This window comes from Rhodospirillales bacterium (genome assembly GCA_016710335.1).
Classification (GTDB): Bacteria; Pseudomonadota; Alphaproteobacteria; order Rhodospirillales; family Defluviicoccaceae; genus JADJXQ01.
This window is the reverse complement of sequence record JADJXQ010000019.1, coordinates 1-8,055: the sequence shown is the minus strand read 5'-3', so window position 1 is coordinate 8,055 and position 8,055 is coordinate 1. Positions and strand designations below refer to the sequence as shown.

The following is an 8,055-nucleotide window of genomic DNA, read 5'->3' as shown; positions in this document are numbered from 1 at the left end:
GAAGGCGGTCTCCTCGCTAAAGTCCTCGACCGGTAACGAAAAGTGCTGCCACTGTCCGAAAGATCGGTGAACTTGACATCGATGAATTCGATCCGCTTTATCTGCGATCAACCTGGTTACGTCTGCCGGTTTCATTATCTTGTTCTCCACTATTTTCATTTATTCCCGCAAAGTAATGACCTGAATCCCTGCCTTTGAAATTCGGGTCCGCTTATAAAAAATTCAGACTCGCGAACAGTCGTTCAATTTCTCAACATCCCCTTTGTCAACTCATCTTCGCTCCGAAGGCCACCTTAAAATGAAAACGCCTCGCCGCTTCCGTTGGCTGGTGCGAGAGGCGTCGTGGCCTGATTTAGTGATTCTATTGTCGCTCACTGCCGTGCCGACGCGCGGCCGAACCCTTCAATGAGCACAAGTTTATATGATACACGATTCAAATTGTGTGTCAATTCACAAACATAAATAAAGAGTGAAACCCAACTATCGTAGAAAGTATATAAGTTCAGGAGGCGGGCAAGCCGATGGGACAAAGGTTGTTTCGCATCCTGAAGATGCGACTTTTCGCTAATTAATAGCCATCCCGGCGAAGTGTCTTCGCGCCCCGAACGCCATCGGCCACGAGCAATGGCCCGGCAACAGGAGAAGAATGATATGAGGCGTTCCGAACAGCAGGGACAAGGCAACCACACCGGCCGGAGCTTTCCAACGACCGGCGAGACGCCTGCCCGGCAAAGCTTGTACGATCCACGCTTTGAGCATGACGCCCGCGGTGGGATTTATTGCCGATGTCAAGGGGACGCGATCGCACGCCATCGTGGCCGACGCGCTGACGGTGCTGGAGAATATGAGCCATCGCGGGGCGCGCGGCTCAGAGCCGGACACCGGCGACGGCGCGGGTATCCTCATCCAGATTCCGCACGCATTTTTCGCCGCCGGGACGCAGTTGCCGGGCTTTCAATTGCCGCCGGCGGGGGAGTACGGCGTCGGCATGATCTTCCTGCCGCGAGACGCCGGCCGCCGCGCCTCTTGCCAGGGGCTGCCTTCGCCCAGGATCGTCGCCGCCGAGGGAAAACCCTGCTCGGCTGGCGCGACGTGCCGGCGAACAATCGCGACCTGGGCGCGACGGCCCGTTCGCAGCGAGCCGGTCATGCGCCAGGTGTTTATCGGCGCGGCGCCAAACGACCTTCGCGACCCCCTGGCCTTCGAGCGCAAGCTGTTCGTCATCCGGCGGGCGAGAAACGGATCAAGCGGGCAATCGGCACAGCGACACGGCCTTCTTCATCGCCTCGCTTTCGTGTCGCACCATCATCTACAAGGCATGTTGCTGCGAGCAACTTCGCGGTTACTTCCCCGACCTATCTGACCCTCTCTTCGATTCAGCCATCGCCGTCGTCCATTCCCTGTTTTCACCAATACCTTCCCTGCCTGGAAACGCGCTCATCAAACCGTTACCTGGCCTACAACTGAGATCAATACCATCAAGGGCAACGTCAACGCCATGCGAGCGCGGCAGGCCTTGTTCCCTTCCGATGTGTTTCGGCGACGACTGCCGAAAGTGTTGCCCATCATTGACGAGGACGGCGCCGATTCGGCCATGTTCGACAACGCTGGAGTTCCTGTCGCTGGCCGGGCGTTCGTTGCCCCACGCCGTTATGATGATGATCCGGGCCGTGGGAAAAAGACCGGGAAATGGATGACACGCGCGCCTTCTATGCTTACCATAGCGCCTGATGGAGCCGTGGGACGGCCCGGCGTCGATTGTATTCAGCGACGGCGCGGTCGTCGGCGCGGTGCTCGACCGCAACGGCTCGGCCGTCGCGCTATTACGTTACCACGGACGACCGGGTGATCCTGGCCTCGGAGGTGGGCGTGCTCGATATCCCGCCGGAGCAGGTCTTGCGGAAGGGTCGCCTGCAACCCGGCCGGATGCTGCTGGTCGATACAACTGAAGGGCGCATCATCGCCGACGGTGAACTCAAGCGCCGCATCGCCGCCGAACACCCTTACGCCGGCTGGCTCAAAGGCAATCTGGCGCGGCTGGAGGATTTGCCCGAAGGCGGCCGCGAGCGCGTCCCGGCCCACGACACGGTTGTGCTGCGACAACATGCTTTCGGCTATGCCTTCGAGGACCTGCGCCTGATTCTGGCTCCGATGGCCCGCGACGGCGTGGAGCCTCTCGCCTCGATGGGCGACGACACACCGGTAGCGGCGCTTTCAGAGCGGCCGCAACTGCTCTATCACTACTTTCGCCAGTTGTTCGCCCAGGTGACCAACCCGCCCATCGACGCCATCCGCGAGGAACTGGTCACCAGCAGCACGATGCTGCTCGGCTCGGAGGGCGATCTGCTGAACCCGAGGCCGGAGGATTGCCGCCGTATTCGCCTCCACTCGCCGATTCTGACCAACGCCGAGCTGGCGAAGCTGCGCGGCATCGGCGGCCAATAACGTCGCCTGTAGCCGGGATTCAGCGCCATCACGCTGCCGATACTCTTCCTCCGGCAGCGGCGGGAGGGCCCTGGCGGCGGCGTTGGATGAACTATTGCGCCGCGGCCGACCGCGGAATCGCCCGCGGCGCACCTGATCATCCTCGGCGGACCGGGGCATCAGCCGCGAATTTGCCGCCGCGCCGCCTGCTGGCCGTCGCCGGGCTGCACCAGCACCTCATCCGCCGGGGGACGCGCTCGCGGGTCAGCCTGCTGGTCGAATCGGGCGAACCACGCGAGGTTCATCATTTCGCCTGTCTCATTGGCTACGGCGCGGACGCCATCAACCCTTATCTTGCCTTTGAGACCATCCACGACCTGATCGCCCGCCGGTTGTTGACGGATATCAGCTACGGGGAGGGCGTCGAAAATACCTGAAGGCGGCGTCAAGGGCGTGGTCAAGGTTATTTCCAAGATGGGCATTTCGACCGTCCAGAGCTATCACGGCGCGCAGATTTTCGAGGCGCTGGGCTTGAGCCGGAGCGTCATCGACAGGTACTTCACCGGCACGCCGACGCGCATTGAAGGGCGATCTGGATGTTATCGCCGTGAAGCCCAGCAGCGCCACGTTCCGCCTTCCCGGACGACCGGCCAACGGGCATCCGCATGGGGGGCCGGCGGCCGGTACCAGTATCGCGAAGGCGGCGATTCCACCTGTTCAACCCTCGACTATTCACAGCTGCAACACGCCGTCCGGACGGGCGATTACGGGGCTTACAAGCGGTACGCGGCCGAAGTCCACGACCGGGGAAACGCAACTGGCGACCTGCGCTCGCTGCTGGAGCTGAATATCGCCGCCGCGCCGATCCCGTTGGAAGAGGTCGGAGCCGGTCGAAGCGATCATGGCCCGCTTCAAGACCGGAGCCATGTCCTATGGCTCGATCAGCAAGGAAGCTCATGAAACGCTGGCCATCGCCATGAACCGCGTCGGCGGCAAGAGCAACACCGGCGAAGGCGGCGAGGATCCCGACCGTTACCGGCCTGGCGCGGACGGTGATTCACGCAACAGCGCCATCAAGCAGGTCGCCAGCGGTCGATTCGGCGTCACGATTGAATATCTTAACCAGGCGAAGGAAATCCAGATCAAGATGGCTCAGGGGGCCAAGCCCGGCGAGGGCGGCCAATTGCCCGGCCACAAGGTCTATCCCTGGATCGCCAAAACGCGCCATTCGACCCCCGGCGTCGGCCTCATCTCCCCGCCGCCGCACCACGACATCTACTCCATTGAAGACCTGGCGCAGCTGATCTACGACCTGAAAAACGCCAACCCGGAGGCGCGCATCAACGTCAAGCTCGTCTCGGAGGTTGGCGTGGGTACGATAGCCGCCGGAGTGGCGAAGGGTCACGCCGACGTTATCCTCATCAGCGGCCACGACGGCGGCACGGGGGCGTCGCCCGCGTCGAGCATCAAACACGCGGGCCTCCCGTGGGAGCTCGGCCTGGCCGAGACCCACCAGACGCTCGTGCTCAACAACCTGCGCAGCCGGGTGCGGCTGGAGACCGACGGCCAGCTCAAGACCGGCCGCGACGTGGTCATCGCCGCGCTGCTGGGGGCGGAGGAGTTCGGCTTCGCCACCGGGCCGCTGGTGGCGCTGGGCTGCACCATGATGCGCGTCTGTCACCTGGACACCTGCCCGGTCGGCGTGGCGACGCAGAACCCGGAGCTGCGCAAGCGATTCACCGGCGAGCCGGAGCACGTCGAAAACTTCATGCGTTTCATCGCCCGGGACGCGCGAGAGCACATGGCGGCGCTGGGGGCGCGGACGCTGGATGAACTCGTCGGCCGCGCCGACTTGCTGGCCGTTCGTGAGAACCTGAGCCACCCCAAAGCCCGGAACCTCGACCTGTCGGCGCTGCTCTACCGGCCGGAAGCGGGGCCGGAGGTGGGCCGTCGCTGCACCACTGCGCAGGATCACGGTCTGGAGCAACCTCGACCGAACCAATCCTGCTCGACCTGGCGCGCTCCGGCGCTGGAGCGCGGCGAGGCCGGTCGCGGCGACGTTGCCCATCGCAACGTCAATCGCACGGTGGGGACGATCCTCAGCAATGCCGTCACCGTGCTTTACGGCTCCGGCCGGCTGCCGGAAGACGCCATCCGGTTGACGTTCCAGGGTTCGGCCGGGCAGAGCTTTGGGCCTTCCTGCCGCCGGGCCTGACCTTCACGCTGGAGGGCGACGCCAACGACTATATCGGCAAGGGGCTTTGCGGCGGCGTGCTGGCCGTCAAGCCGCCGGACGGGTCGATCTTCAACCCGGAGGAGAACATCATCGTCGGCAACGTGGCATTCTACGGCGCGACGGCCGGCGAGGCCTACATTCGCGGCATGGCCGGCGAGCGCTTTGCCGTGCGCAACAGCGGCGCGACGGTCGTCGTCGAGGCGGTGGGCGACCACGGCTGCGAGTACATGACCGGCGGCCGTGTCGTCGTGCTTGGGCCGACCGGCCGCAACTTCGCCGCCGGGATGTCGGGCGGCATCGCTATGTCTACGACCCGGACGGCGTATTTGCCCCGCGGTGCAACTTGGACATGGTTGATCTGCTGCCGCTGGACGCGGCCGATGCGCGGGAACTGAACAACATGGTGTGGAAACGCCTGCTTCACCGGCAGCGCGACGGCCTGGCGCACCATCGGGAACTGGGAATCGACGTGGTCGCGCTTTGTCAAGGTGTTGCCGAAGGACTATGGCCGGGTCATGCGCGCTCTGGCCGAGGCGGAGGCGCGGGGATTGTCCGGCGAGGAGGCCGTCATGGCCGCTTTCGATAGCATCGCCGCGACCTGCCGCTCGGATGAAACTGCGTGAGCAAGATAAACCGAGTTAGTGACCTTGCGCGGGAAGCGCCGGGCGAGCGGTCGATCCCAGGAACGCACCGGCGACTGGCAACCGATCCATCTCCATTTGCCGGAGGAGCGGCTGCAAACTCAGGCCGCCCGCTGCATGGACTGCGGCATCCCCTCTGCCACAAGGGCCAGATCTTGAACGGGATGACCTCCGGCTGCCCGGTCAACAACCTCATCCCCGAATGGAACGACCTGATCTATCGCGGGCTGTGGCGGCAGGCTTACGACCGGCTACATAAGACCAACAACTTCCCGGAGTTCACCGGTCTCGTCTGTCCCGCGCCGTGCGAGGCGGCCTGCACGCTCGGCATCAGCGACCCGCCGGTGACGATCAAGAGCATCGAATTCGCCATCATCGAGCGAGCCTATGACGAGGGGTGGGTGGAGCCGGCGACCCCGGCGCGACGAACCGGCAGGCGTGGCGGTCATCGGCTCCGGCCCGGCCGGGCTGGCCTGCGCCGAGCAACTGAACACCGTCGGCCACGAAGTAACCGTCTTCGAGCGGGCCGACCGGCCCGGCGGGCTGCTCATGTACGGTATTCCCAACATGAGCTCGACAAGGCGCTCGTCCGGCGGCGCATTGACGTGATGCGGGCAAGCGGCATTCGCTTTCTGACAGGGGTTGAAGTCGGCGTGGATATTTCCGACAAGACCTGCGCCGCGACTTCGACGCCGTGGTACTCTGCACCGGAGCCACCCGGCCGCGCGATCTGAACGTGCCCGGCCGCGCGTTCGGCGGGGTCCACTTCGCGATGGACTTTCTGCACGGCAACACGAAGAGCCTGCTCGATTCCGGCCACGCCGACGGCCGCTACCTCTCGGCCGCGGGCAAGGACGTGATCGTCATCGGCGGCGGCGACACCGGAACCGACTGCGTGGCGACGGCGCTGCGCCCGGATTGCCGCAGCCGCGTCCAGTTCGAGATATTGCCCCAACCACCGGCGTCCCGCGCCGCCGATAACCCCCTGGCCCCAATGGCCGCGCGTCTACAGGATGGATTACGGGCAGGCGGAGGCGGCGGCCGTTTTCGGCGGCGACCCGCGATCCTACAGCGTCCAGACCGTGGAATTGCTTGGCGACAAAGGCGGCTGCCTGCGCGGCTTGCGGACGGTGGATGTGGCCTGGAGCGCCAACGGGGACGGACGGCTCGCTCCCCATGCCGTTCCCGGCACGGCGCGGAGTGGCCGGCGCAGATGGTCATTCTGGCGCTGGGCTTTCTGGGGCCGGAAGGGGGCTTGCCGGAGCAGTTGGGCGTGGCGCAGGACGGCCGCGGCAATATCGACGCGCCCTACGGCCGCTTCCAGACCAACGCGCCCAACGTCTTCGCCGCCGGAGACGCGCGGCGCGGGCAGAGCCTCGTCGTCTGGGCGATCAATGAGGGCGGGCGGCGGCGAGAGAGGTGGATCGGTGGTTGATGGGGAGACGACGCTGCCTTGAGTATCATCGCACAAATGATTTAGCCGATCTTCTGTCGAACACCTTGCATCTGATAGCATAAATTGATAGCATACAGGTGGTGAACAAGCGCCATCAAAAGACCCTGAGCACGATCTTCAAAACGCCGACTCCGGTCAATCTGGAATGGCAGTCAATTGAAGCTCTCTTTGAAGCGCTTGGAGCGATTCGTATTGAAGGAAGAGGTTCGCGAGTACGTTTTGAATTGAACGGCGTAGTCGCTACATTTCATCGCCCGCACCCACAAAAAGAAGCCAAACCATATCAGGTTCGAGACGCTCGACGTTTTTTGGAGCAAGCTGGTGTAACCCCATGAACACGATGACTTATAAAGGCTATGCTGCTCAGATTGAGTACAGTGATGAGGATCGCTGCTTTGTCGGACATATCGCCGGAATCCGGGACGTGGTTGGATTTCACGGCGAGTCGGTCGCTGAGTTGCGCGCCGCGTTTGAAGAAGCGGTTGATGATTATCTGGAAACCTGCGCCAGACTAAACCGGCAACCGCAGAAACCCTATTCCGGCAAACTGATGCTTCGGATTCCACCGAGGTTCACGCGGCAGTGGCTATGGCGGCCAAAGTCAGCGGCAAGAGCATCAATCAATGGGCGACGGATAAGTTGGCCGATGCGGTCGAGCAATAGGACAGATGCTCTATCCCCAATATGTTGGCCAGCCTAACCAATTTATCAGCCGGCAATATCGGTTTCGCCGGAGATGGACGTTGGCGTCACCCGAACCAGCAGTTCTCCCTCGACCCCGTTGCGCTTGCCGTATGCTTCAGCCAGTTCTTTGCCCATGTAGCGCCCGGCGATGAGCGTCGCCCAATGGCGCAGATCGTCCAGGTCGCCGAAGAATTCGGCCATGCCGTCATACTTCACGTAGGCGTAGGGCGGCGTCTCGTCGTCAACGGTCAGAGAAATCCAGGGGCTGTGGCGCAGGTTGGCCGCCTTGACCGAGGTGCGCCAGGTGGTGAAGATCATCGAGTCGCCGTCGAGGATGAACCAGATCGGCGCGACGTGAGGGCGGCCGTCGGGCCGGACGGTGGCGATCTTGCCGGTTCGGGGTTGGGCCGTCATAAAGGCCAGACATTCGGCGCGTGACAGTTTTCTCATGCTTACCTCTCTGCAAGATGGGCTACAACAACAGACCCATCACTAAATCGTCGATATATTCCCGTCTCGCATGACCGCTCTCCGGCGTCTGCCTTCCGGCACGAACCCACACGATTCATACAGACGGATGGCGCTTTCATTCCGCGCAAAGACGTGGAGTTCGA

General features: G+C 63.2%; 5 protein-coding genes and 3 pseudogenes. 7 read left to right on the top strand and 1 reads right to left on the bottom strand.

Annotated features, from left to right (window positions below):
* The first annotated feature begins 1,082 nt into the window (after positions 1 to 1,082).
* The 7 genes and pseudogenes from IPM60_15310 to IPM60_15280 all read left to right on the top strand — a co-directional run bounded on the left by IPM60_15310 (position 1,083) and on the right by IPM60_15280 (position 7,420).
* A complete protein-coding gene (locus tag IPM60_15310; GenBank protein ID MBK8909190.1) occupies positions 1,083 to 1,697 on the top strand; it encodes a hypothetical protein in 615 nt (204 codons plus the stop codon).
* A gap of 33 nt (positions 1,698 to 1,730) precedes the next feature.
* Positions 1,731 to 1,949, top strand: a complete 219-nt coding sequence (locus IPM60_15305; GenBank protein MBK8909189.1) for a hypothetical protein — start codon at positions 1,731 to 1,733, stop codon at positions 1,947 to 1,949.
* The gene (locus IPM60_15300) at positions 1,927 to 2,445 is read left to right on the top strand and encodes a hypothetical protein (protein MBK8909188.1); all 519 of its coding nucleotides are present in this window, start codon (positions 1,927 to 1,929) and stop codon (positions 2,443 to 2,445) included. The genes IPM60_15305 and IPM60_15300 overlap by 23 nt, the downstream gene beginning before the upstream one ends.
* A gap of 86 nt (positions 2,446 to 2,531) precedes the next feature.
* Positions 2,532 to 5,283: pseudogene (locus IPM60_15295) on the top strand (hypothetical protein).
* Between the two features lie 135 nt (positions 5,284 to 5,418).
* Positions 5,419 to 6,819, top strand: a pseudogene (locus IPM60_15290) (glutamate synthase subunit beta).
* A 9-nt stretch (positions 6,820 to 6,828) separates the two neighbouring features.
* Positions 6,829 to 7,092, top strand: coding sequence for a type II toxin-antitoxin system HicA family toxin (locus IPM60_15285; GenBank protein MBK8909187.1), 264 nt, complete (start codon positions 6,829 to 6,831; stop codon positions 7,090 to 7,092).
* Positions 7,089 to 7,420, top strand: a pseudogene (locus IPM60_15280) (type II toxin-antitoxin system HicB family antitoxin). Before IPM60_15285 ends, IPM60_15280 begins: the two are co-directional and overlap by 4 nt.
* Positions 7,421 to 7,465: 45 nt before the next feature.
* Here IPM60_15280 and IPM60_15275 read toward each other — a convergent pair.
* Entirely contained in the window at positions 7,466 to 7,891 is a 426-nt protein-coding gene (locus tag IPM60_15275) for a PPOX class F420-dependent oxidoreductase (protein ID MBK8909186.1), read from the bottom strand.
* Positions 7,892 to 8,055 lie beyond the last annotated feature (164 nt).